At 68.4% G+C, this 20,481-nt stretch carries 22 protein-coding genes and 1 tRNA gene; 16 read left to right on the top strand and 7 right to left on the bottom strand.

Translation table 11 applies throughout. The features are described 5' to 3' along the window. Positions 1-48 precede the first annotated feature (48 nt). Positions 49-462 (top strand): DUF6157 family protein, encoded by a 414-nt coding sequence (locus tag LQZ87_RS12370; protein WP_230103740.1) that lies wholly within the window; start codon positions 49-51, stop codon positions 460-462. Here the strand turns inward: LQZ87_RS12370 and LQZ87_RS12365 are convergent. Continuing rightward, the gene (locus tag LQZ87_RS12365) at positions 455-2,161 is read right to left on the bottom strand and encodes an ATP-binding cassette domain-containing protein (RefSeq protein WP_230103739.1); all 1,707 of its coding nucleotides are present in this window, start codon (positions 2,159-2,161) and stop codon (positions 455-457) included. The two genes, LQZ87_RS12370 and LQZ87_RS12365, sit on opposite strands and share 8 nt — an antisense overlap. Positions 2,162-2,441: 280 nt before the next feature. Between LQZ87_RS12365 and LQZ87_RS12360 the strand changes: the two genes are divergently transcribed. After that, on the top strand, positions 2,442-2,753 hold the full coding sequence (locus LQZ87_RS12360; RefSeq protein WP_230103738.1) for a hypothetical protein: 312 nt from the start codon (positions 2,442-2,444) through the stop codon (positions 2,751-2,753). On the opposite strand, the gene LQZ87_RS12355 is transcribed toward LQZ87_RS12360, so the two are convergent. Continuing rightward, positions 2,742-3,395 carry an alpha/beta hydrolase-fold protein gene (locus LQZ87_RS12355; RefSeq protein ID WP_230103737.1) on the bottom strand — a complete coding sequence of 218 codons (654 nt, stop codon included), beginning with the start codon at positions 3,393-3,395 and terminating at the stop codon, positions 2,742-2,744. The two genes, LQZ87_RS12360 and LQZ87_RS12355, sit on opposite strands and share 12 nt — an antisense overlap. Positions 3,396-3,439: 44 nt before the next feature. Between LQZ87_RS12355 and LQZ87_RS12350 the strand changes: the two genes are divergently transcribed. Next, positions 3,440-4,039: an NUDIX hydrolase family protein gene (locus tag LQZ87_RS12350; protein WP_230103736.1), complete on the top strand. Its 600-nt coding sequence runs from the start codon at positions 3,440-3,442 to the stop codon at positions 4,037-4,039. Positions 4,040-4,136: 97 nt separating this feature from the next. Here the strand turns inward: LQZ87_RS12350 and LQZ87_RS12345 are convergent, their stop codons facing one another. Then, complete coding sequence (locus LQZ87_RS12345; RefSeq protein WP_230103735.1) at positions 4,137-5,216, bottom strand: low specificity L-threonine aldolase; 1,080 nt, start codon at positions 5,214-5,216, stop codon at positions 4,137-4,139. 70 nt (positions 5,217-5,286) lie between these two features. Here LQZ87_RS12345 and LQZ87_RS12340 point away from each other — a divergent pair, with 70 nt between their 5' ends. Then, positions 5,287-6,678, top strand: coding sequence for an MFS transporter (locus tag LQZ87_RS12340; RefSeq protein WP_230103734.1), 1,392 nt, complete (start codon positions 5,287-5,289; stop codon positions 6,676-6,678). A gap of 9 nt (positions 6,679-6,687) precedes the next feature. Here the strand turns inward: LQZ87_RS12340 and LQZ87_RS12335 are convergent, their stop codons facing one another. Together LQZ87_RS12335 and LQZ87_RS12330 are read right to left on the bottom strand one after the other, a co-directional pair. Further along, entirely contained in the window at positions 6,688-7,329 is a 642-nt protein-coding gene (locus LQZ87_RS12335) for an SDR family NAD(P)-dependent oxidoreductase (protein WP_230103849.1), read from the bottom strand. 33 nt (positions 7,330-7,362) lie between these two features. After that, a complete protein-coding gene (locus LQZ87_RS12330) occupies positions 7,363-8,781 on the bottom strand; it encodes a DUF6421 family protein (RefSeq protein ID WP_230103733.1) in 1,419 nt (472 codons plus the stop codon). Between the two features lie 71 nt (positions 8,782-8,852). Between LQZ87_RS12330 and LQZ87_RS12325 the strand changes: the two genes are divergently transcribed. From LQZ87_RS12325 to LQZ87_RS12315, 3 genes are read left to right on the top strand one after another with little or no spacing between them, the layout of a single operon-like run. Beyond that, entirely contained in the window at positions 8,853-9,305 is a 453-nt protein-coding gene (locus LQZ87_RS12325; protein WP_230103732.1) for an Lrp/AsnC family transcriptional regulator, read from the top strand. A gap of 35 nt (positions 9,306-9,340) precedes the next feature. Continuing rightward, positions 9,341-9,631, top strand: coding sequence for a DUF4287 domain-containing protein (locus LQZ87_RS12320; RefSeq protein WP_230103731.1), 291 nt, complete (start codon positions 9,341-9,343; stop codon positions 9,629-9,631). A 31-nt stretch (positions 9,632-9,662) separates the two neighbouring features. After that, a complete protein-coding gene (locus tag LQZ87_RS12315; RefSeq protein ID WP_230103730.1) occupies positions 9,663-10,631 on the top strand; it encodes a 1,4-dihydroxy-2-naphthoate polyprenyltransferase in 969 nt (322 codons plus the stop codon). Positions 10,632-10,651: 20 nt separating this feature from the next. Here the strand turns inward: LQZ87_RS12315 and LQZ87_RS12310 are convergent, their stop codons facing one another. Further along, a complete protein-coding gene (locus LQZ87_RS12310) occupies positions 10,652-10,969 on the bottom strand; it encodes a DUF4229 domain-containing protein (RefSeq protein ID WP_230103729.1) in 318 nt (105 codons plus the stop codon). Positions 10,970-11,077: 108 nt separating this feature from the next. Between LQZ87_RS12310 and LQZ87_RS12305 the strand changes: the two genes are divergently transcribed. The 4 genes from LQZ87_RS12305 to LQZ87_RS12290 all read left to right on the top strand — a co-directional run bounded on the left by LQZ87_RS12305 (position 11,078) and on the right by LQZ87_RS12290 (position 14,202). Next, positions 11,078-11,150: transfer RNA gene (locus tag LQZ87_RS12305), tRNA-Met, on the top strand. Positions 11,151-11,228: 78 nt separating this feature from the next. Then, entirely contained in the window at positions 11,229-11,576 is a 348-nt protein-coding gene (locus LQZ87_RS12300; protein WP_230103728.1) for a PLD nuclease N-terminal domain-containing protein, read from the top strand. After that, on the top strand, positions 11,573-13,246 hold the full coding sequence (gene menD, locus LQZ87_RS12295; protein ID WP_230103727.1) for a 2-succinyl-5-enolpyruvyl-6-hydroxy-3-cyclohexene-1-carboxylic-acid synthase: 1,674 nt from the start codon (positions 11,573-11,575) through the stop codon (positions 13,244-13,246). Before LQZ87_RS12300 ends, menD begins: the two co-directional genes overlap by 4 nt. A gap of 101 nt (positions 13,247-13,347) precedes the next feature. Further along, positions 13,348-14,202 carry a PPK2 family polyphosphate kinase gene (locus LQZ87_RS12290; protein WP_230103726.1) on the top strand — a complete coding sequence of 285 codons (855 nt, stop codon included), beginning with the start codon at positions 13,348-13,350 and terminating at the stop codon, positions 14,200-14,202. A gap of 4 nt (positions 14,203-14,206) precedes the next feature. Here LQZ87_RS12290 and LQZ87_RS12285 read toward each other — a convergent pair whose 3' ends face one another. Next, complete coding sequence (locus LQZ87_RS12285; RefSeq protein ID WP_230103725.1) at positions 14,207-15,484, bottom strand: isochorismate synthase; 1,278 nt, start codon at positions 15,482-15,484, stop codon at positions 14,207-14,209. Between the two features lie 57 nt (positions 15,485-15,541). Here LQZ87_RS12285 and LQZ87_RS12280 point away from each other — a divergent pair, with 57 nt between their 5' ends. The 5 genes from LQZ87_RS12280 to LQZ87_RS12260 are packed head-to-tail and all read left to right on the top strand — an operon-like array spanning position 15,542 to position 20,446. Then, positions 15,542-16,126: a hypothetical protein gene (locus tag LQZ87_RS12280; RefSeq protein WP_230103724.1), complete on the top strand. Its 585-nt coding sequence runs from the start codon at positions 15,542-15,544 to the stop codon at positions 16,124-16,126. After that, on the top strand, positions 16,123-16,878 hold the full coding sequence (locus LQZ87_RS12275; RefSeq protein WP_290368273.1) for a class I SAM-dependent methyltransferase: 756 nt from the start codon (positions 16,123-16,125) through the stop codon (positions 16,876-16,878). Before LQZ87_RS12280 ends, LQZ87_RS12275 begins: the two co-directional genes overlap by 4 nt. 21 nt (positions 16,879-16,899) lie before the next feature. Then, on the top strand, positions 16,900-17,961 hold the full coding sequence (locus tag LQZ87_RS12270; protein WP_230103723.1) for a polyprenyl synthetase family protein: 1,062 nt from the start codon (positions 16,900-16,902) through the stop codon (positions 17,959-17,961). 37 nt (positions 17,962-17,998) lie between these two features. After that, the gene (locus LQZ87_RS12265) at positions 17,999-19,372 is read left to right on the top strand and encodes an FAD-dependent oxidoreductase (protein WP_230103722.1); all 1,374 of its coding nucleotides are present in this window, start codon (positions 17,999-18,001) and stop codon (positions 19,370-19,372) included. Positions 19,373-19,396: 24 nt separating this feature from the next. Continuing rightward, on the top strand, positions 19,397-20,446 hold the full coding sequence (locus LQZ87_RS12260) for an alpha/beta hydrolase (RefSeq protein ID WP_230103721.1): 1,050 nt from the start codon (positions 19,397-19,399) through the stop codon (positions 20,444-20,446). Positions 20,447-20,481: the final 35 nt, after the last annotated feature.

Raw genomic sequence — 20,481 nt, 5'->3', positions numbered from 1 at the left:
CCGACATGCGCTCTCGACAATGTCGGCGCCGCGGGGGATGGTGGTGTCATGACCGACCACACGACGAACTACAGCGGCACGTTCATCGAGGTATCAGAGGACTGTCCGATAGATCACGGTGCCGAACCGCCGATCGCGGAGAACCTGTCGATCGCCGCGCTGCACTACCGGCTGATCTCCGAGAAGCCATACGGGCGCACGTCGGATGACGTTCTCTTCGAGACTCACGCCCTGCGGAGGGGAATCGATCCGAGCGACGCGGCGGCTCGCGCGGAGTTCTTCTCGAAGGGGCAGCCGTGCCTCCGGTCGTCGCCGCTCGGCAAGCGCTACGGCTGGGGCACGCACCACGATGCGGAGGGACGCGTCGCCCTGGTGCCGCGAGATTCCGAGGAGTACGCGGCACTCGCCGCCGACTCGTCGCTCGCGCACACCAGGGCGATGCGCAGCAGTCGCGCTAAGTAGTCAGCGCGGCGACCTCGGTCAACCGTCCATCGGCCTCGATCTCGAGGATCAGATCGAGATCGAGTCGGGCGAGGAACGCGTCGTCGTGGCTGACGATGAGCACCGCGCCCCGGTAGGCGCGCAGCGCCTCGACGACCTGATCGACCGTGTCGAGGTCGAGGTTGTTCGTCGGTTCGTCGAGGACGACGAGGTGCGGGGCCGGGTCGGCGAGCAGCAGCGTCGCCAGAGCCGTCCGGAAGCGTTCACCGCCCGACAGCGTGCTCACCGCGCGATCCGTCGTGTTCCCGCGGATGAGGAAGCGGGCGAGGCGGTTGCGCAGCTCCTTCTCGGGAATCTCCGGTGCCGCCAGTGCCACGTTCTCGATCACCGAACGCGAATCGTCGAGTCCGTCGATCCGCTGCGGCAGATACCCGATGCGGTCGGTGTGGGCGTGCGCGTCGACGGTCGGCGGATCCGTCTCAGCCGCATAACTCCGGAGAATCTGCTGTTCGGCGCGCTCCGCGGCCGAATCGGCGCGGATCTGCGAAGAAACTCCGGAGTTATGCGGGGTGCCGGATGCCACCAGCCGCTGCAGCAGCGTCGTCTTTCCGACGCCGTTGGCACCGACGATGGCGACGCGCTCGGGCCCCTGGACCACCCAGGACCGCTCGGCGTCACTGATGGTCGCGATGCGTCGGCTCCTGGCCACATCGGGATCCGGCAGCTCGATCTTCATCGAGGCATCCCCGCGGACGCGATGCCCGGCCGCGTCGAGAGCCTCGCGGGCGATGCTCTCCTTCTCGGCGACCTCCGTGCGCAGCCTGCCGGACGACACCTGCGCGGCCATCTTCCGCCCGTTCGCGATGATCTTGGGCACGCGCTTCTCCACGAAGGCCTTGTTGGCGACACGAGCGCGACCCGCGAGCTTCGTCTCGGCCTCGATCCGCTGACGCTTCTCCTTCTTGAGGCTCTGCTTGGCATCGCGCTCTGCCTGACGCGCGGCGTTCTGCTCGGCCTCCAGCCAGGCGCGCCATTCCGAGTACGGCCCGCCGAACACGCTGAGGGTGTGTGCGTACAACTCGGCCGTGTCATCCATCAGCTCGAGCAGCGCGACATCGTGGCTGACCACGATGAGTGTGCCCTTCCAGGCGTGCACCATCGCGGCGAGCTTGGCTCGCGCCTCGCGGTCGAGATTGTTGGTCGGCTCGTCGAGCAGCGTGATGGGCGCGCGGCGCAGGCGGATGCCGGCGATGGCGACGAGCACGGCCTCGCCGCCCGACAGCTCTCCGACGCTCCTGTCGAGGAACGACGGGTCAAGGCCTGCGTCGGCGAGGGCCACTTCGGCGCGCGCCTCGATGTCCCAGTCGTCGCCGACGGCATCGAAGTGCGCCGGGTCGACGTCGCCGGAGGCGATCGAACGGACGGCGTCCAACGGCGCGGCGATGCCGAGGAGCTCGGCGACCCGTCGATCCGTGTCGAGCGTCAGGCGCTGCGGCAGGTACGCCACGTCGCCTGCCGTGACGATCGCGCCGGAGGTCGGCTCGAGGTCGCCGGCGATGAGGCGCAGCAGCGTCGACTTGCCTGACCCGTTGCGTCCTACGAGTCCTGTCCTGCCGGCGCTGAACGAACCGGTGACGTCGTCGAGTGCCGTCTGGCCGTCGGCCCAGGTCAGGGTGATGCGGTCGAGGGTGACCGATGAGTGTGTGGTTGGTGCGTGCATGAGTCTGTCTCCGGGGTGTGCGAATGCACTGACACCGGCAGCCGGCCGGGGCGCGTCGGAGCGAGCGCCGGATCGGCCGGGCGAGGCCGTGAGGAATGGTCGTGTCAGCGCGCGGAAAGATGGGCGCGGAGGCGACGACTCAGATCAATGAACTTCCAAACACGGCGGACAGGACTCGTCGATGCTACCCGGGCGTGTCGCACTGCGCAACCGTCGGGCGTGTTGCGCTGTCCGTCGTGAGAGGGATGCCGCCCCGACCTCCCGCGCGTACCGTTGAAGGATGGCTGACAGGGACATGAGCACCGGCGAGGCCCGCCAGCGCGCGAGCTGGGGAATCGGCATCGCCCTCGGCATGGGCGTCGGCGTCGCGATGGGCTCCGCACTCGACAACATGGGCCTGGGCATCGCGATCGGCATTGCCATCGGCATCGCCTTCGCGCTGGCGTTCGGCGCAGCGGGTCGCCGTCAGCGGCCTGACGACACGGCAGACGACGTCGCGGCGGACCCGACCTTCGATGACGAAGCCTCTGGGGCAAGCGGGTCGGACATCGATCCGGACACCGATGACCGGGACGGCGGCTCAGTCCGCTGAGTCGTCCAGCCACTTCTCCAGGAAGACCCGCACATCCAGCAGCTCGTCCTCGGAGACGCTGTGCGTCAGGCCGGGATAGACCCGCCCGGTGAGATCGGAGTGGTCGGGAAGCCACTGCGCTGTGTGATCGATCAGCGGCTGGGGGATGACGTCGTCGTTGGTGCCTCGGCCCCAGAACACCCGAGGCTTCGACGCGCGCAGCCCCTCGTCGTCGGGAAGATCGCCGGGCGTCGCGTAGCCGCTCAGGGCGACGATCGCGCCGAAGCGGGCGGCATCCAAACGCATGGCCTGCAACGACACGGCAGCGCCCTGCGAGAAGCCGAGCAGCGCGACCTTCGGGACATCGGCCGCCTCGGCGTCCAGCCAACGCAGCAGAGCTTCGGCCGCCGCGGTCGTCCCCTCGGAACTGCGGCTCTCCAACCCCTCGATCGGGTACCAGGAGCGACCCGGTGACGGCCACGGCGGGGTGAGGGGCGCGGCCACGGATGCCACGGCGATCCCCTCGGGCAGGAACGGTCGCAGCGCGAAGAGGTCGTTCTCGTCCGAGCCGTAGCCGTGCAGCATCACGAGAAGCGGCAGGCCGTCACGGCGCGCGGGCGCCCAGCGAGTGGCATCCGCATCGATATTCAGGAGGTCGCTCACACAGCCATCCTGCCAGCGCGCACCGACACTGGTAGAAATGGATCATGGCGGTGCGCACACCAGATCCAGACCCTGACGGCGAGAGCGACGATCTCTCGCAGTACAGCGAGCTGCCCTCCGACGCGAACAATCCGGCCTGGCTGAGCGAGTTCGAGCTCGCCGAGGCTAGGCGTCGTCTGCCCATGCTGTACGTCGAGGCCATCCCCGTGCGCACGGATGGCACTGGTCAGGTCACCGAGTTCGGCATCCTGCTGCGTTCGACGCCGCTGGGTGAGATGACTCGCACGATCGTGTCCGGACGCGTGCGGTTCGGTGAGACCGTGCGCGACGCGCTGTTCCGGCACATCGAGAACGACCTCGGCCCGATGGCCTTTCCGCTCCTGCCTCCGCAGCCGGTGCCGTTCACCGTTGCCGAGTACTTCCCGCTTCCCGGTGTCAGCGCGTATCACGACGACCGGCAGCATGCGGTGTCGCTCGCGTTCGTCGTGCCTGTCACCGGAACGTGCGAGCCGCGTCAGGACGCCCTCGAGGTCACCTGGTTCTCGCCGGAGGAAGCGGCATCGGATGCCGTCTCCGACGAGATGGAAGGCGGACGGGGCGCGCTGATCCGCACCGCGCTCGCCAGCCTCGGCCTGCTGCGCTGAGCACCTTCCCGCCGAGACCCCGTCTTACGCTCGAGGCCCCGTCGTAGATCCGAGATTACGACGGGGCCTCGGAGACAAGACGGGGTCTCGCGCGCCTTCAGGCGGTCGTCAGGCGTCCCAGCGCGGCGATGAACGCGTCGACGTCGGACTCCTGCGTATCGAAGCTGCACATCCAGCGGACTTCGCGCCGCGCGGCATCCCAGTCGTAGAAGCGGAACACGTCGCGCAGCTGGTCGGCGATGCCCTCGGGCAGCGTCGCGAAGACGCCGTTGACCTGGGTGGGCTGGGTGAACTCGACGCCGCGGATCGTGCCGTCGGCGATCCCCGCCTCGATGCCGGCCCTCAGGCGCGCGGCCATCGCGTTCGAGTGCGAGGCGTTGCGCTTCCACAGGTCGCCTTCGAGCAGTGCGATGAGCTGAGCCGAGACGAAGCGCATCTTGGAGGCCAGCTGCATCGAGTATTTGCGGCTGTAGATGAGACCGTCGGACGCCTCGGGGTTCACCACCACGATCGCCTCCCCGAGCATGGCGCCGTTCTTGGTGCCGCCGAAGCTCAGCACGTCGACGCCGGCATCGCGGGTGAAGGCGGCGAACGGCAGATCGAGCGCGGCTGCGGCGTTCGAGATGCGTGAGCCGTCCATGTGCAGGCGCATGCCGCGCTCGTGCGCGTGGTCCGCGAGGGCGCGGATCTCATCGGGGGTGTACAGCGTGCCGAGCTCGGTGGACTGCGTGATCGAGACGACCAGCGGCTGCGCGCGGTGCTCGTCGCCCCAGCCCCAGGCCTCGCGGTCGACGAGCTCGGGGGTGAGCTTGCCGTCATCCGTCGGGACGGTGAGCAGCTTCATGCCGCCCATGCGCTCGGGAGCGCCGCCCTCGTCGACGTTGATGTGGGCGGTGGATGCCGCGATCACCGCGCCCCAGCGCGGGAGCATCGACTGCAGGCCGACGACGTTCGCGCCGGTGCCGTTGAAGACCGGGAAAGCCTGGATGCCGTCGCCGAAGTGGCTGCGGAAGACCTCCTGCAGCCGCTCGGTGTACTGGTCCTCGCCGTAGGCGATCTGGTGGCCCTCATTCGCCGCCGCGATCGCCGCGAGGACTTCGGGGTGGATGCCGGAGTAGTTGTCCGACGCGAATCCCCGGATCTCAGGGTCATGGAGTGGATCATGCAGAGTGCTCACCGCACAAGCCTACTTGCGAAGTTTCCGTTGGCTCTGTGCAATGTCCGTCCCCATGATTAGTGTTTTCCGCATGGACCGAACCGCGGCTCGGCGGGCGTTCGCAGGCGTCCTGGTCAACACGCTCATCGCCAATGTGACGACGAGCTTCCTGTGGTTCGCGCTGACATTCTGGGTGTACATCGAGACGCAGTCGGTGCTTGCAACGGGCATCATCGGCGGGGCCTACATGCTCTTCGTCGCGCTGTTCGCGATGGTGTTCGGTACCGTCGTCGACCGGCACCGCAAACACGCCGTCATGCTGCTCTCGAGCGTCGTCTCGGCCGTCGCCTTCGGCGCCGCGGGCGTGCTGTATCTGTTCTTCACCGAGGCGCAATTGCTCGACCTCGGGGCGCCGTGGTTCTGGGTGTTCGCCGGCATCATCCTGCTCGGAGGTGTGATCGAGCAGTTGCGCAACATCGCGCTGTCGACGACGGTGACCCTGTTGATCGATGAGGAGAAGAGGGCCAACGCGAACGGCCTGGTCGGAACGGTGCAGGGAATCGCGTTCCTGGTGACGAGCGTGTTCTCCGGGCTGTCGATCGGCTTCCTCGGCATGGGATGGACCCTGGTCATCGCCATCTTCTTCATGGGCGTGACCTTCGTGCATCTGCTGTTCATCCGGATTCCCGAGGCGGAGCCCGTCCCAGACCCGAACTCTTCCGGCGCCCTCGACTTCCGCGGCAGTGTGCAGGCGATCCGGATGGCGCCCGGCCTGTTCGCCCTGATCATCTTCTCGACGTTCAACAACCTCATCGGCGGCGTCTACATGGCGCTGATGGACCCGTACGGGCTGACGCTGTTCAACGCTCAACTGTGGGGGATCGCCCTGGCGTTCGCATCGACCGGCTTCCTCATCGGCGGCGCGCTGGTGGCCAAGTTCGGGCTCGGTAAGCGGCCGGTGCGCACGATGCTGCTCGTCGTGATCGCGATGGGGCTGCTCGGCGGGGTGTTCATGCTGCGCGAGTGGTGGCCGCTCTACGTCGTCGGCATGTGGTTCTACATGATGCTCGTGCCGCCGGTCGAGGCGGCGGAGCAGACCGTGATCCAGAAGGTGGTGCCCTTCCAGAGGCAGGGGCGCGTGTTCGGCACAGCGGCAGCGGTCGAGGCGAGTGCGGCTCCGGTCACGGCGTTCCTCATCGCCCCGATCGCCGAGTTCCTCATCATCCCGTACATGGACAGCTCGGCCGGTCGACAGCGGTGGGGCTGGCTGCTCGGCGAGGGAGATGCGCGCGGGATCGCCCTGGTCTGCCTGTTCGCCGGGCTCATCATGGTCGTCGCCGCCGGTCTGGCGTTCTTCACCCGTTCCTACCGCAAGCTCACGCTGCTCTACGAGAACGCACCCGAGCAGCAGATCCCGGACGGACCCGATACCGCGGATGCTCCGCCGGTCGTCCCCGGCGTCCCGCCGGAGCGGCGCGACTGACGTTCGGCTTCAGCCCAGTTCGATCACGCGATCGTTCAGCTCGTCCGCCGCGGCATCCCATAGCCGGACAACGGCCGTTGCAAGAGCATCCGGCTCAAGCGCCTTGGCTCGGAAGATGACGGATGCCGCACGCAGCGGCTCGCCGGCATCCCGAGCGTGCTTCGCGAACCCGTGCGCGACGGCGCGCGCCCACGCTTCACTCGCAGCCTTCACCGCCGCGTAGTTCGCGCCCCCGGCGAGGGGGCGGGCGACCGCCGTTGATGACACGATCGCGAAGCGTCCGGCATCCGACGCCTGCAACAGCGCGTCGAACGCGCGCGACGTCGCACGGACGGCCTCAAGCGCCGGCAGGAGGGCGGCGAAGTCATCATCGGATTGTCCGATGAGTCCGCCGCCCCCGCGCCAGCCGCCGACCAGCGGAATCACCGCGTCGACGTCCTCGAGCGCCCCAGCAAGCCTGTTCATGTCTTTGAGCGAGGTCGCATCCGCCATGTGCGTCTCAGCACCGGCATCCCGCGCGGCTCCGAGGCCGGCCGCAGACCGGCCGGTCGCGATCACGCGGGCACCGGCATCCACCAGTGCCCGCGTGATCGCTATCCCTGCCGCGCTCGTTCCCCCGGCGAGCACGATCGTGCGTCCCTCAGCAGTCATCACGCGCCCGATGCTTCAGAGCGCTCGGCCGAGTCAGCCATCCGTGCCACGGATGCCCGAGGTCGACTCGATCACCGGTCGCATCTTCTTCTCCAGCGCCTCGAAGAACATCGAGAGCGGGAACTCGTCGTCCATCACCGCGTCCGTGTAGCCCTTCGGAGCTCCGGCGAGAACCTCGTCCGACAGGCCGCGAGCCCAGGCGGATGCCGGATTCGGCGTCAGCACGCTGCGCACCAGTTCGTAGGCTGCCAGCCAGTGCGCCGTCTTCGGACGGTCGATGGAACGCCAGTACAGCTCGTCGATGCTCTCGCCGAGGGCGATGACGGCATCGGCCACACCGTCCCAGTCGAAGGTGAGCCGGGTGTCGGTCCAGTGCAGCACGCCGTGCTGGTGAAGCCACGCGAACAGCAGCTGTCCGCCCAGTCCGTCGTAGTTGCGCACGCGCGAACCGGTGATCGCGAAGCGGAAGATGCGGTCGAAGATCACGGCGTACTGCACGAGCCCGGCGTGCTCGAGCATCTCCTGCTCCGAACGCGAGAGCTCGTCGGTGCGTGCGGAGAGAGCGCGGTGAATCGCGACCGATTCCCTGAAAGCGGTCAGGTCGCAGCGCAGCTCTTCGAGCGAGTACAGGAAGAACGGCATCCGCTGCTTGATCATGAACGGGTCGAAGGGCAGGTCGCCGCGCATGTGCGTGCGGTCGTGGATGATGTCCCACATCACGAACGTCTTCTCGGTGAGGTCCTGGTCGTCGAGCATCCGCGCGGCGTCGTCGGGCAGCTCGAGCTTGGTGATCTCGGATGCAGCGCGGACGACGCGGCGGTACCGGGCGGCCTCGCGGTCCTGGAAGATCGCGCCCCACGTGAACGTCGGGATCTCGCGCATCGCGACCGTCTCGGGGAACAGCACGGCCGAGTTCGTGTCGTAGCCGGGGGTGAAGTCGATCAGCCGCAGCGAGACGAACAGCTTGTTGCCGTAGTCGCCCGCCTCGAGCTCGGCGATGAACTCGGGCCAGATCGTCTCGACGATGAGGGCCTCGACCAGCCGGTCGGGCGACCCGTTCTGGGTGTACATCGGGAAAACCACGAGGTGCCGGATGCCGTCGATGCGGTGCTGCTGCGGCTGGAAGGCCACGAGCGAGTCGAGGAAGTCCGGAATGCCGAAATCCTCCGCGGCCCAGCGTTCGAAGTCGCGCACCGACGCGGCGAGGTACCCGGCGTCGTGCGGGAACGCCGGGGCGAGCGCGCGGATGCCGGCCACGATCGCGGCGACATGTCGCTGCGCGGCGTCGCGCGCTTCAGCATCCGGAACCGATCCGTCCTTCACCTGCAGTTCACGGATCGCGATGGCCGCGTCCTTCAGCATCCGCCAGGCTGCGCTGGTCTCTGCGCGGGCTGCGTCCTCGACGACCTCGGGTTCGCCGATGATGGCAGTGGTCTGAAGAGGAGTGGACATCGGGACCTCCGATCGATGACTCAGCGGAAAATATCCGGCGAAAGCGTAAGTATGCCGATATTATTCCACCTATGGAGGATGCTGTCGACCGCCGGATCATCGCCGAGATCTCCCGAGACGCCCGGGCGACGCTCGCTCAGCTCTCGGACGCCGTCGGGATGTCGACGTCGGCCGTGCAATCCCGGCTTCGACGGCTGGAATCCCGTGGCGTGATCACCGGGTACCGGCCGGTTCTCGACGCCGAGGCGCTGGGCAAGCCCTTGTCGGCGTTCATCGAGATCACTCCCTTCGACCCGGCGCAACCAGACGACGCACCGGAGCTCCTCGAGAAGTTCGCCGAGATCGAGGCGTGTCACTCCATCGCCGGTGAGGCGAGCTACATGCTGTTCGTGCGGGTCGCGTCTCCGCGGGCGCTGGAGGAGCTGGTCAACACCATCCGCGCCGTCGCCAATGTGCGCACGCGAACAACGATCGTCCTGCAGACCTATTACGAGAATCGCCCGATCGCAGTCGAGCCGGAATAGCGGTCCCCGAGCCTGTCGAAGGGTAATCTGCGGTCATGTCATTCCAGGCTTACCTCGATGCCGTCGAGACCAAGACGGGACTCACGCCGCGCCAGATCGTCGACCTCGCTCGTGAGAAAGGCTTCGACCAGAGCACCAAGGCCACGCCGATCCTCGAGTGGTTGAAGGCGGACTACGAGCTCGGTCGCGGCCACGGCATGGCGATCGTGCACGTCATCACGAAGGGCCCGCGGATCTCCGCCAAGCACGTCGACTCCGGTGGAACGCATGCGGACGCCAGTGACACCCTGTGGCTGGACGGCAAGGACAGCAACCCGAATCCGTAGCGCATCAGCGCGCCGACTAAACTGACCCTCCGTGGCAGCATCCTCGAAGCGCAAGAAGTCGGCGACGAAGCGGAAGCCGGTCCGCACCAGCGGAAATCCGGCCAAGCGACCCATCGTCGAGGCTCCGCCGATCACCGCGGAGGACTGGATCGGGGCCGCCCGTCTGCGCACACTGCCGCTCGCCGTCGCCCCCGTCGTCATCGGCACCGGGGCGGCGCAGCTCGTCGATCGTGAGCTGCACTGGGTCATCGCGCTCGCCTGCCTCGCGGTCGCGGTTCTGCTGCAGATCGGCGTGAACTTCACGAACGACTACAGCGACGGCGTCCGCGGGACCGATGCCCATCGGGTCGGTCCTGCCCGCCTGACGGCATCCGGCCGCGTGAATCCGCGCACGGTGCTGATCATCGGGTTGTCCTTCTTCGCGCTCGCCGCCCTCGTCGGCCTCGCGATCGTCATCCGCACCGGACAATGGTGGATGCTGGCGGTCGGGGCAGCCTGCATCGTCGCGGCCTGGTTCTACACGGGCGGCAAGCGCCCCTATGGCTACATGGGACTCGGCGAGGTCTTCGTCTTCGTGTTCTTCGGGCTCGTCCCCGTGCTCGGAACGACGTGGGTTCAGGCGTTCCACCTGCCTCAGGAGGCGTGGCTGGGCGCCGTGGCCGCTGGGCTCTTCGGTTGCGCCGTGCTGCTCGCGAACAACCTCCGCGACATCGATCAGGACCGCGAGGTGGGCAAGCGCACGCTCACCGTGAAGATCGGCCGCCCCGCGACGCGCGTGCTCTTCACCGTCTTCATCGTCGTGCCGTTCCTGATCGCAGCCTTCATCGCGCTGCTGTACCCGATCGCCTGGCTCGCGCTGATGGCGCTGCTCGCCGGCATCCCGGCGATCGTCATCGTGTGGACGTACCGTCAGCCGCGCGAGCTCGTCGTGGCGTTGGGGCTGACCTCGCTCACGGCTCTGCTGTACGCCGGCGCGCTGTACTGGGCTTTCGTGGGCTGACGGCTAGCGTCGGCCGAGCGTCAGCTCTCGCGCGGAGGGTTGGGCTCGCTGGGGGCCGCGTCATCGATGGCGGCGTCCTCGGCACCGGCATCCTGCTGTGCGCCCGTCTGCTTGCCGGGGCCACGTGCCTCCCGGCGCTCGTAGATGTCGGCGGATGCCCCGGAGAGCGGCTTGCGGAGGAACAGCACCGACAGGCTCGCACCGATGAGCGCGGCGAAGATGACGGTCAGCCACCAGTATTCGCGCAGGATCGGGAAGAAGAACCACATGATCGCCAGAGGTACGAGAAACGCCAGCAGCCGCAGCACGGAGTACACGAGAATAGGCGGCAACTTCATCTCACCAGTCTAGATCGGCGTGAAACCTCCCGACATTCTTCGTCGTATTGCGAGATCTTCGCGCGGATGCTGGGAGTGCAGGACCGTGGCCGGTAGCGTCGATGTCATCGCGGCGATCCGGGTGGTCCCGGGCTCCGGTTCATACCCGGAAGTGCAGCGGGTTCGACTCCCGCCGTCGCGTCTACGGCTCAGGTTCGAGCGTCCACCGTCCGAGCGCACCCCGGGGCCCGCCATCGCGGAACCCGCCTAGACTGGATACGTGTTCCGGGTATGGGCTGTTCTGGCTTTCCTCGCCCTAGTCTTCTGGGTGTTCAGCATCGTCGACTGCGCAGTGCAGCCGGCGACGCGGCACCGCGGTGTGCCCAAGGCCGCCTGGATCGCCATCGTCGTGCTGATCCCCGTGCTCGGCGGCATCCTCTGGTTCGTGATCGGGCGCCGCCGCCGCAGCGACCAGGAGAGCATGCGCTCCGTCGCCCCTGACGACGACCCCGAGTTCCTCCGCAGCCTCGGCAACAGCGAGCAGGACGAACGCATCCGGCGCCTCGAGGAGGAACTCGCGCGCCTCGACGACGAGACCGACGGCCCGGCCGCGGACTCGCGTTCATGACCTCATCGCCTGCTGCGGATGCCGCGGCATCCCTGCTCGCGGAGCTCGTCGCGTCCGGCATCCGCGACGTGGTGATCTCGCCCGGTTCCCGCTCGCAGGCGCTCGCGCTCGCAGCCTCGCATCTCGCCCGCCAGGGCGCGATCCGCGTGCACATCCGCATCGACGAGCGCGTCGCCGGCTTCACTGCGCTCGGCCTCGCCCGCGAGAGCGGGGTTCCGACTGCCGTGGTCTGCACCTCGGGCACCGCCGCTGCCGGGCTCCTGCCCGCTGCCATGGAGGCATTCCACTCCGGAGTCCCGCTCCTCCTGCTCACGGCGGACCGCCCGCCGGAACTGCGCGGCGTCGGGGCGAATCAGGCGACGATCCAGCCCGGCATGTTCGGTCCGTTCGTGCGCTGGCAGCACGATGCCCCCGTGCCGGGCGACGGTTCTTGGGACGGCCTCGGCGCGCGCGCGACCGCAGCCGCCATGGGAGCGGATGCCGCGTCCGACGCCCTGCCGGGCGTCCGCGGCCCCGTGCATCTGAACCTCCCGACTCGTGAGCCGCTCTCGAGCGCTCTGCCGGACGACTTCGCGGCGGTGGCCGGCACGGCGCCGACCTCGGATGCCGGTGAGTCGTATGCCCTGGAACGCGGACCCCGTACCGTCGTCCTCGCCGGCGCCGACGCAGGGCCTGCGGCCGAGGAGATCTCGTTCGCCGGATCCTGGCCGCTCATCGCCGAGATCGTCAGCGGCTCGCGCTTCGGACGCTATGTCGTGCACGGCTACCGCGAGCACCTGCGCGATGAGCAGCTGGGCGGCCGCATCGAACGGGTCGTCGTGCTCGGGCATCCGACCCTCAGTCGGGAGGCGACTGCGCTGCTGAAGCGCGACGACGTCGACATCGTCGCCGTGCGCTCGGGTGGCGAGTCGCTGAACCTCAGCGGACGCACCCGTGCCGCGGCATCCGTCTCGGTCGCGGAAGGCGAAGCCGACCGCGCCTGGCTCGGCGAATGGATGCGGGCGTCAGCCGCCTCCGTCATCGACCTCAGCGAGAACGCACCCGACCAGGACGGCCTGCACTCCACCGACCTCGGGGCGCGCCGCGATGCGATGCGCGCCGAGCTCGAAGCCGTTCGTCGCCCGCTCGATCGCGAGTTGCTCGTCGACGCCGTGTGGCGTGCGACCTGGCCGCACGACCGGCTGATGTTCGGGTCCTCCAGGCTCGTCCGTGTCGCCGACGCGGTGCTCGGCGGCAAGAAGGTTCCGGTGCATTCCAACCGCGGGCTGGCTGGGATCGACGGGACAATAGCCACCGCCATCGGCATCGCGATCGCCAGTCAGGCCGACGGCGCGGCCGGAATCACGCGCGTGCTGCTCGGCGACCTCGCCTTTCTCCACGATGTCGGCGCACTGCTGCTGCCGCCCGACGAGACCGAGCCGCGCATCCAGGTCATCGTCGGCAACGACGGCGGCGGCACGATCTTCGACGGGCTCGAGGTGGCGGCCTCCGCCCCGCGTGCTGATCTCGACCGTGTCTTCTACACACCTCACACCGCTGGACTCGAACAGCTCGCGCTCGCGTACGGCTGGGCCTATCAGCGCATCACCACGCGCGCCGCGCTCGACCAGGCGCTGACCTCGCCCGTGGCAGGCCGTCAGATCATCGAGGTTCCGCTGCCGCGTGAGTGAACAGGACAGACTCACGGCATGGAGCGGCGAACTGCGGGGCTTCGGGCACTCGGCGCGTTCTGATCCTCGCGCGATCGGGCAGGCCCGGGCAGGATGTACGCATGAGCAAGCGAGGCTGGAGCGCAGAAGCGACCGAACTGCTGCGCGTAGGGGAGGGCTTCACGCTCTCCGCCGTCGACCCGGGCAGTCACCCCGGCTACGGCGGCGACAAGAAGGACGGCGAGAAGGACCTCGTAACCGGCATCCAGAGTCTTGGCGAACTGCAGGAGCGGCTGTACGCCGCGAGTCGGGGCGGTGACGCGCACGACTCCGTGCTGCTCGTGCTGCAGGCGATGGACACCGCGGGCAAGGGCGGCGTCGTCCGGCATGTCGTCGGCGGTGTCGATCCGCAGGGCATAGAACTCGTCGCGTTCAAAGCTCCGACGGACGAGGAGCTCGCGCACGACTTCCTCTGGCGCGTCGAGAAGCGGCTGCCGCAGCCCGGCTTCATCGGCGTCTTCGACCGCTCCCACTACGAGGACGTCCTGATCGGCAAGGTGCGCAAGCTGGCCTCTGACGACGAGATCGAACGGCGCTACGACGCGATCACCGAGTTCGAAGCCCGGATCGCGGGATCCGGTACGCGCATCATCAAGGTCATGCTGCACATCTCGGCCGACGAGCAGAAGGAGCGCCTCGCCGAGCGCCTCGATCGTCCGGACAAGTACTGGAAGTACAACCCCGGCGACGTCGACGAGCGGATGCTGTGGCCCCAGTACATGCAGGCATACCAGGCCGTGCTCGACCGCACCTCGGCTGAGCACGCGCCCTGGTACGTCGTGCCGGCGAACAGCAAGTGGTACGCGCGCCTCGCCGTCCAGGAACTGCTGCTCGCCGTTCTCCAGGACATCGATCCGCAGTGGCCGCCCGCCGACTTCGACGTCGAGACCGAGAAGAAGCGCCTCGCAGCGAGCTGAAGCCTCAGGCCAGCGCGTCGACCAGCGGACGGAACTTGACCCGCGTCTCGAGCAGCTCGGTCTCGGGGTCGCTCGCCGCCACGATCCCGGCACCCGCGTATGCCGTGACGGCGATCGCGTCCGCCGACGGGGTGAACTGAGCGCACCGCAGCGCGATCGCCCACTCGCCGTTCCCCTCGCCGTCGATCCAGCCGACCGGCCCCGCGTATCGGCCGCGGTCGAACGGCTCGATCTCGCGGATCGCCGCCACGGCGACTTTCGTCGGCGTGCCGGCCACAGCGGCCGTCGGGTGCAGCGCCCCCACGAGATCCAGTGCCGATCCGCCGTCTGAGAGCTCTGCTTCGACATCGGTGGCCAGATGGAACAGGTTCGGCAGCTTCAGCAGGAACGGCTGCTCGCTCGAAGCCATCGCCCGAACGTGCGGGCGCAACGAGTCGAGCAGACTCTGCACCGCGTACTCGTGCTCGTCGATGTCCTTCGTGCTCGACGCCAGATGCGCCGACGCGGCGGCATCCTGATCGGCATCCGCACCCCGCCCGATCGTCCCGGCGAGCACGCGCGCGGTCACGGTGCCGTCCTGCACCGTGACGAGGGTCTCCGGGCTCGCACCGACGAGACCGTCGACCGCGAACGTCCACGTGTCGGGGTAGCCGGTCGAGAGTGCGCGGACGAGTCGCCGCAGGTCGGACCCGCTGGGGATCGTCCCTGCCAGATCGCGCGCCAGGACGATCTTGCTGACCGCGCCGCTCCCGATGCGATCCAGTGCCGTGCGCACGGATGCCTGATAGCCGTTCGGCGACTGCGCACCTGGCCCGACCGTCCCGGCCCAGTGGGGTCCGTACGCGCACGGGTCGATGGTGGCGCCCGGCTGATCCTGCGGCAGCTCATCACCGGCGATGGCGATCCGGGTGATCCAGCCGCGCCCGGCGTGTTTGCCGAGGATGATCGACGGCACGATCAGGATGCTGTCGGCCTCCGACCCTTCGTCGAAGGTGAGCGCTCCGAAACCGACCAGGCCCGTCCCCGGCACCCCCACAGGGTCGTCGACCTCGGCGTTCGCGACGATCTCGCGCCAAGCGTCGGCCATGATCGCGCTGCGCAGCACGCCCTGCCCGGCCGAGACGCGGATGGATGCCGGTGCTGTGGCCGGATCCGAGGAGCCGACCGCCACGATGCCGTCGCCGCGACGCAACCAGGCGAGCGGCCGATCGGGGTCGGCATACGCCAGTAGATCGTCGACCGGATCGAACTCGCGGGTCTGCACGATCAGGCGTTTGGTCACCCATCCAGGATAGTTCGTCGGGCGATACCGGTCGGATGCCGCCACTAGGCTGGCCGCGTGAGTTCCCGCCCCGAACCCGGCACCGAGATGATCTTCCAGTGGCGTAAGTGGGACGACTCGCCGCACTGGCGTCACGAGTGCGTCTATCTGGGGTCCGACGAGTGGGGCGACTGGGTCGGGCAGCCGATCGGATGGCACAGCATCCGTCCCGGCGCGGAGTTCCACGCCGAAGCGCCCAACGTCACGCTCGTTCCGCCGTCCGGTGACTTCGCCCTGACCGTGAACCGCGATCATCCGTTCGGGATGCGGATCTACATCGATCTGGGTTGGGACGTCCGCTGGTCGGATGACCCGCTGCTGGCGACCGGCATCGACATGGACCTCGACGTGATCCGGCTCGAGAAGGAGAGGGACCCGGCGGAAGGCCCGAGCGGCACCTGGGTCGACGACCGCGACGAGTGGGCGGAGCACAGTATCCGGTACGGCTATCCGGCCGACGTCATGGCGCGACTCGAAGCGCTGACGCTCAGCCTCGAGGAGCGCGTCCGCGCCCAGACCGCGCCCTTCGACGACGCGACCGCCGACCGCTGGCTCGACCGACTCCAGTCGCTGCGGCCGGACAGATCTAGACTGGAGGAGTGAGCCAGCCCAACCGCGCCGACCTCGGCAAGGACCCGAAGCGCGTCAGCGGCATGTTCGACCAGGTCGCGGCCGGATACGACCGCACGAACACCGTCATGACGCTCGGCAATGACGCGTTCTGGCGTGCGGCGACCACCCGTGCCGTCGCACCGCAGCGCTACGAGCGGATCCTCGATCTCGCGGCGGGCACGGCATCCTCCTCGGCATCCCTCGCCGCGAGCGGAGCCGACGTCGTCGCGGCGGATTTCTCGCCGGGGATGCTGGCCGAGGGCGAGCGCCGGCACGGCCACCTGCCGAACCTCTCGTTCGTCGAAGCCGACGCCACGAACCTGCCTTTCGCCGATGACGAGTTCGACGCGGTGACGATGTCCTACGGCCTGCGCAACGTGCAGGATCCGAAGAAGGCGCTCGCCGAGCTCTTCCGCGTGACCAAGCCGGACGGGCGCATGGTGATCAACGAGTTCTCCACGCCGCCGGCGAAGGTGTTCCGTGGGCTCTACCGGTTCTACAACGCGCAGGTCCTCCCGCGGGTCGCGCGTCTGGCCGGCACCAACGGCGATGCCTACGACTACCTGAACGAGTCGATCCGCGACTGGCCCGACCAGAAGCGCCTGTCCGCCTGGATCCGCGAAGCGGGCTGGACCGACGTGGCCTACCGCAATCTCTCCTTCGGCATCGTCGCGCTTCACCGTGCGACCAAGCCGCTCGACCAGCCCGCGGCAGACGCCGCAGCGGCGACCGACCGGGCGTGAGCCACAGGTAGGGTGGGAACCGTGACTTCGAGCCCCGCTGCCCCGGGTTCGCGCCTCGCGAGCCGTCTCGGCTTCAGCGACCGCGTGTTCGTCGGGCCTGCCGCACGCCGCATCGCACGGCAGATCGAAGAAGGGCTCGACCTCGTCGAGAACGGCCTCGCTGAAGAACTGCGCGTCGCCGACTCCATCGCCGACGCCTCTGCTCGTTATCTGTACGAGGCCGGTGGAAAGCGCATCCGCCCCGTTCTCACGCTGCTCACGGCACAGCTCGGCGAGGGCAACATCGCGCCGGTGATCGACATCGCCAAGGCGCTGGAGATGACCCACCTCGGCTCGCTCTACCACGATGACGTCATGGACAGCGCCGACCGCCGACGCGGAGTACCAGCAGCGCACGCGGTGTGGGGCAACAACGTGGCCATCCTCACCGGTGACATCCTGTTCTCCCGCGCGAGTCAGCTCATGTCGCACTACGGCGACCGCGCGATCCGGCTGCAGGCCGACACGTTCGAGCGGCTCGTGATGGGGCAGCTCCACGAGACCGTGGGCGCCCAGCCGGGTGATGACCCGATCGAGTTCTACCTCCAGGTGCTCGCTGACAAGACCGGCTCCCTCATCGCCGCCGCCACCCAGGGCGGGGCGATCTTCTCCAACGCCCCTGCCGAATACGAGGAGCCGCTTCGGGTCTACGGCGAGAAGGTCGGCGTCGCGTTCCAGCTCCTCGACGACGTGATCGACCTGTCAGCGAACCCGGCCGAGACCGGAAAGGTCCCGGGCACCGACCTCCGAGCCGGGGTGCCGACCATGCCGTACCTGCTCCTGAAGGCGGAGACGGATGCCGCGTCCGCCGGCCTCGCGACGCGCATCGACGACGGCGTGGCCAGCATCGCCGACGGGGCGGATGCCGTCATCCTCGATCAGCCGCTCGCTGAGCTGCGTGACCACGTCGTCACCCAGAAGACGCTCGAGCTCGCCCGCACCTGGACCCGGGATGCCATCGCAGCCCTTGCGCCGCTGCCCAAGGGCACGGTGCGCGATGCGCTGATCCGCTTCGCAGAGACACTTGCAGACCGCAGCAGCTGATCGCATCCGTATCGCTGCAGCATCCGAAAGGACACCCATGACCAAGCTCAGGCTGGCCATCGTCGGGGCAGGCCCGGCTGGCATCTACGCCGCTGACATTCTGCTGAAGACCGAGCGATCGTTCGACGTGTCGATCGATCTGTTCGAGCAGCTCCCCGCACCGTACGGCCTCGTCCGTTACGGCGTGGCCCCCGATCACCCGCGTATCAAGGGCGTCGTCAACGCTCTTCGCGACGTGCTCGACCGCGGCGACATCCGTGTCTTCGGCAACGTGCGCTTCGGCGAGGACATCACGCTCGACGACCTGAAGAAGCACTACAACGCGGTGATCTTCGCCACCGGCGCCATCCGCGACACCACGCTCGACATCCCGGGCATCGACGCGGGCGGGTCCTTCGGCGCAGCCGACTTCGTCAGCTGGTTCGACGGCCACCCCGACGTGCCGCGCGACTGGACGCTGGATGCCGAGTCCGTCGCCGTCCTCGGCAACGGCAACGTCGCGCTCGACGTGGCCCGCATCCTCGCCAAGCATGCGGAGGACCTGCTGCCGACCGAGATCCCCGACAACGTGCACGCCGGCCTCGAGGCATCGAAGATCACCGACGTCCACGTCTTCGGGCGCCGAGGGCCGGCCCAGGTGAAGTTCACCCCGCTCGAGCTGCGCGAGCTCGGTGAGCTGCGCGACGTCGACATGGTCGTCTACGACGAGGATTTCGACTACGACGAGGCATCCAAGGATGCCGTCGCCAGCAACAAGCAGGTCAAGGTCATCGACCGCATCCTGCAGCAGTGGCGCACGCGTCCGTCGGTGAACAACGCCGGGGGAGAGGCGTCCCGCCGTCTGCACCTGCACTTCTGGGCGAAGCCGGTCGAGATCAAGACGGATGCCGAGGGCAAAGTCGCCGCGATCGTCTACGAGCGCACGCAGTCGGACGGCTCCGGTGGCATGACCGGCACGGGCGAGCTGAGAGAGATCGCGATCGGGCAGATGTACCGCGCGGTCGGTTACTTCGGGTCGCCCTTGAAGGATGTCCCCTTCGACAAGAAGCACGGGGTGATCCCGAACCGCGAGGGTCAGGTCATCGCCAAGGACTCCAATCAGCGCGTCCCCGGCATCTACGCCACCGGCTGGATCAAGCGCGGACCGGTCGGACTCATCGGCCACACGAAGTCCGATGCGATGGAGACGGTGCAGCACCTGGTCAACGACCAGGGCTCGTGGTGGCAGCCGGCCGATCCGTCGGAGGCGGCGATCCCGGCACTGCTCGAGTCTCGCGGCATCCAGTGGACCGACCTCGACGGCTGGCACCGACTCGACGAGCACGAGGTCGCCCTCGGTGCGCCGCACGAGCGCGCGCGCATCAAGGTGGTCCCGCGCGACGAGATGGTGCGCATCTCCCGCGGGGAGTGAGTCACCCGCGGCTAGGCTGGCGCCATGACCGCCTGGCTGCCCGACGTCCTCGGCGACGAGTTCGAGCAGACCACGCTGCCGCTGGGTGAGGACCATGAGGGCGAGGTCGTCGCGACGCTCGTGCGCGCGCTGCCCGATCCTCTCCCCGAACCGCCGCGCGGGTGGAATCGATTCGTGCGCCGACTCCGCGGGCGGCCCGTCGAGGTTCCGCCGCCGCTGCTCGACGGCGTCGACGTGCTGTACGTGCACGGATGGTCCGACTACTTCTTCCAGAAGCGGCTGGCGCGGTTCTGGACCTCACACGGTGCCCGGTTCTTCGCGCTCGACCTGCGCAAATACGGCCGCAGCCTGCGCGACGGGCAGACGCCAGGGTACATCGCCGACCTCGCGACCTATGACGAGGACATCGAAGCCGCTGTCGCGGCCATGGATTCCGATGCCCGTGGTTCTCGTCGGCTCGTCCTCATGGGGCATTCGACCGGTGGGCTCGTCCTCAGCCTGTGGGCGTCGCGGCATCCTGAGGCGACGGACGCCGTCATCCTGAACTCGCCGTGGCTGGAATTCCAGCTCGCGCCGCTGCGTGCTGCGATCACCCCGATGGTCGAACTGCAGGCGCGGCTGCGCCCGATGGAGGCGGCGCCCCAGATCGATCTCGGCTTCTACGCACGCGCGCAGGCGGCCGTCGTCGACCCCGATGACCTCATGGAGACGAACCCGGAATGGCGCCCGGTGCCGGCGATGTCCGTTCATGCCGGGTGGCTGCGCGCCATCCTGCACGGGCACCGTACCGTCGCCGAGGGGCTCTCGATCACGGCCCCGGTGTGCGTACTGCTGTCTGCTCGGTCGGCTCTGCCCACGCGCTGGTCGGATGAGCTCACCTCGGCCGACACCGTGCTCGTGGTGGAGGGCGTCGCGCAGCGCGCCCTGCGTCTGGGATCGTCGGTCACCGTGGAGCGGATCGACGGCGCACTCCACGACGTGTTCCTGTCGCGCAAGTCAGCGCGCGACGAGTCGTACGCCCGGCTGGAGCGCTGGGTCGTCGGATGGGCGGCGAGCAGCCCGCGAAGTTCGTGATGGATGTCACGACCGCGAGAGCCTCATCGGGGCAG

The organism is Microbacterium sp. Bi121, from assembly GCF_918698005.1.
Taxonomy (GTDB): domain Bacteria; phylum Actinomycetota; class Actinomycetes; order Actinomycetales; family Microbacteriaceae; genus Microbacterium.
The sequence above is the reverse complement of the archived record's forward strand: the minus strand, read 5'-3'. Positions and strand labels throughout refer to the sequence as shown.